Below are 2,643 nucleotides of genomic sequence, written 5' to 3' on the forward strand. Positions count from 1 at the left end.
GGTCATGGTTGCTGTTAGGTTAATTTTGAAAATCGAGCCAGGCATCGGATGGCGGACGCGCACAACAAGGTCAGCGGAACAGCCGAGGCGCGGCCGATGCGGCTGCGCGATGCGCTGCGCCAGGCCCGGATCGAGGCGGCCGACCGCACCGGCGTCGTGGTCGATCTGCGTGACGCCGAGATCGCCCGGCTGGAAATCCTCAACGAGGCGCTCGACCCGCTGTTCGAAGAGATTCCCGCCGGCGTCGACCTGTTTGACCGCGGCTTCAGCCAGGGCGACACGCCGCGGCTGTGGATCGACGTCGTCGCCCACGTGATGATGGGGCGCGACAAGCGTGTCTATCGCTTCGTCCAGGACACCCGCTACGGCCGCATCGTGCTCGCCGAATCACACCAGCCCGCCGTGATCGTCGATGCCATCACCAGCTATGTGGCGCGCCGCCTGATCGAACGCGACCACGCGCTGGCCGCTACGGGCCCGCTGCCCGTGGCGGAAACTCCGAATGTGCAGGACAAGCGCCGCGGCGGCTTCTGGATTTTCCTGCTCGGATTCCTCGCCGGCGCTTTGGCGCTGTTCGCCGTCGCTTTGTTCACGGCGCTGCGCAACGCGTAACCGAGCCAAGCCCGGCCGAGGCGGGGCAGTGTTACAAAATCACCGGCTCGCGCAGCTCCTGCACCGTCTCGGTGCCGGCGAAGCCGCGGCTGCGGTGCTGGCAGCGCCAGCTTCCGCCTTCCTCGCTGATCGTGAAGAAATTGTAGGCCGCCGAGGGACGATGGTGATCGTTGAACGCGGACGCTGACGGCACGCCCACCACCGGGATCGGCTTGGTTGGCGTGTCGATCCAGATCGTGGCGTGGACATGGTCGTGACCGTGCAGCACCAGTTCGACCGGATAGCGCTGCAGCAGCGCGATCAGCTCGCGCGAATCGGTCAGCCGCTTGAAGCGTGAGCGAGAACGCAGCGGATGGTGGATCATCAGCACGCGAAACACCGGCTGATCTGCCAGACCCGCGAGCAGGATCTCGAGCCTGGCGCGCTGGGCGCTGCCGAGCCGGCCGGTCGCCATGAACGGCGCGGTCGGGATCGCACTGGAGACGCCGATCAGCGCCACATTGCCGCGCCGGCGCAGATAGGGAAAGCCGGCGACGCCGTCGTCGCCGCTGAGATAGGCGGCGAAGTCCTCGCCGAACCGCAGCGCCGTCGAGGTGACATAGGAGTCGTGGTTGCCCGGCACGACGCTGACGCGGTCCGGTGGACCAACGCTTTCCAGCCATTGTCGCGCTGGTGCGAATTCACCGACGAGCGAAATGTTGAGCAGGTCGCCGGTGACAGCGATGTGGTCGGGCTGTTGCGCCTGGATATCGCCGACCAGCGTATCGAGGATGTCGCGGCGGTGGATGGCCTGGCGCCGGCGGGAATAATTGAGGTAGCCGAGCGCTCGCTTGCTGGCCAATTCCCGGTAGCGCGGCTTCGACAGCGGCAGTGGCAGATGCGGGTCGGACAGATGCGCCAAGGTAAAGGTCATCGCGCTTTCCTTCCGGTCCCGAGATCAGGGCTCGCAATCCCTGTCAAAATCGGTCCGGTTTTGGCAAGGTCGACGGATCGGTGCAAGCGTGCGCTGCATCCGCCATTCGAGGATCGTCCGCCTTGCCGGCTCTGCAGACCTTGCGAGTGAGATTCGAGCCGGTGCTGCGTCGGCTGTTTCATCTGTATTGGCGGTTCGCGCGCGGCATGACGCTGGGCGCGCGTGGTGTCGTGCTCGACGCGCAAGGCCGCGTCTTCCTCATCAAGCACAGCTACGTCAGCGGCTGGCACTTGCCGGGCGGCGGCGTCGAGGTCGGCGAGACGTTCCTCGATGCGCTCCGGCGGGAACTGGTGGAAGAGGGCCGGATTGAACTGACCGAAGATCCGGAATTGCACGGCATCTTCCTCAACAGCCACGTCTCGCCGCGCGATCATGTGGCCGTCTATGTGGTGCGAAAATACCGGCAAGATCGTGCGCCAGCGCTGAATTTCGAGATCGTCGAGTCCGGCTTTTTCGATGTCGCGACGCTGCCCGAAGAGACCACGGTGGGGACGCGGCTGCGGATCGCCGAGGTGCTCGGCAACGAGCCGAGGCGCCTGACCTGGCGGTGAGGCATCCGGCGCGAGCCTGATCGGCGGCGCAAACGATTGCCGCGCCGATCATATCTAGGGCCCATTTCTCTGGTCAGACCGCCGCATCCAACCCAGCAATTTTTGAAAGGACCTGTTTTGACGGCATCCGCGAAAGCCATCGTTCGATCCCTGCTGATCATATGGGCGGTATTGGCGGCGAACGTCGCATTTGCGCAAATTCCGGCCCCCGGCGGTTCCGGAAACGGCGATTCGGCTCCCAAGGCTCAGGAAAAGCCCGCTGATCCGCTCGGCCGCGATACGCCGGCCGGGATGGTGGCCGGCTTCATCAATGCGGCCGCCGAGCAGAATTACGAGAAGGCGGCACAGTATCTCGATCTCAGTCAGGAGAAGGGCGCCTGGGGTCCCAGCGTCGCGCAGCAGCTGCAGCGCATCCTCGATCAGGGGGGCTATGTGTTCTCCCGCCTTCGCCTGAGCACGGAACAGGCCGGCGATGTGGACGACGGCCTGCCGCCGGATCAGGACAAG

3 protein-coding genes and 1 pseudogene are annotated in these 2,643 nt (G+C 65.3%); 3 read left to right on the forward strand and 1 reads right to left on the reverse strand.

Going from position 1 to position 2,643, the window contains the following annotated elements; all coding sequences use genetic code 11:
- The first annotated feature begins 48 nt into the window (after window positions 1-48).
- Window positions 49-612, forward strand: coding sequence for a hypothetical protein (locus ACOJTD_RS07635; protein WP_420132319.1), 564 nt, complete (start codon window positions 49-51; stop codon window positions 610-612).
- Between the two features lie 31 nt (window positions 613-643).
- Here ACOJTD_RS07635 and ACOJTD_RS07640 read toward each other — a convergent pair whose 3' ends face one another.
- Window positions 644-1,525, reverse strand: coding sequence for a metallophosphoesterase family protein (locus tag ACOJTD_RS07640; protein ID WP_420132320.1), 882 nt, complete (start codon window positions 1,523-1,525; stop codon window positions 644-646).
- A 122-nt stretch (window positions 1,526-1,647) separates the two neighbouring features.
- Here ACOJTD_RS07640 and ACOJTD_RS07645 point away from each other — a divergent pair, with 122 nt between their 5' ends.
- The gene (locus tag ACOJTD_RS07645; protein ID WP_420132321.1) at window positions 1,648-2,136 is read left to right on the forward strand and encodes an NUDIX domain-containing protein; all 489 of its coding nucleotides are present in this window, start codon (window positions 1,648-1,650) and stop codon (window positions 2,134-2,136) included.
- Between the two features lie 117 nt (window positions 2,137-2,253).
- Window positions 2,254-2,643, forward strand: a pseudogene (locus tag ACOJTD_RS07650) (mechanosensitive ion channel family protein); the annotation flags it as partial.

This window comes from Rhodopseudomonas sp. (genome assembly GCF_048594845.1).
Classification (GTDB): Bacteria; Pseudomonadota; Alphaproteobacteria; order Rhizobiales; family Xanthobacteraceae; genus Rhodopseudomonas.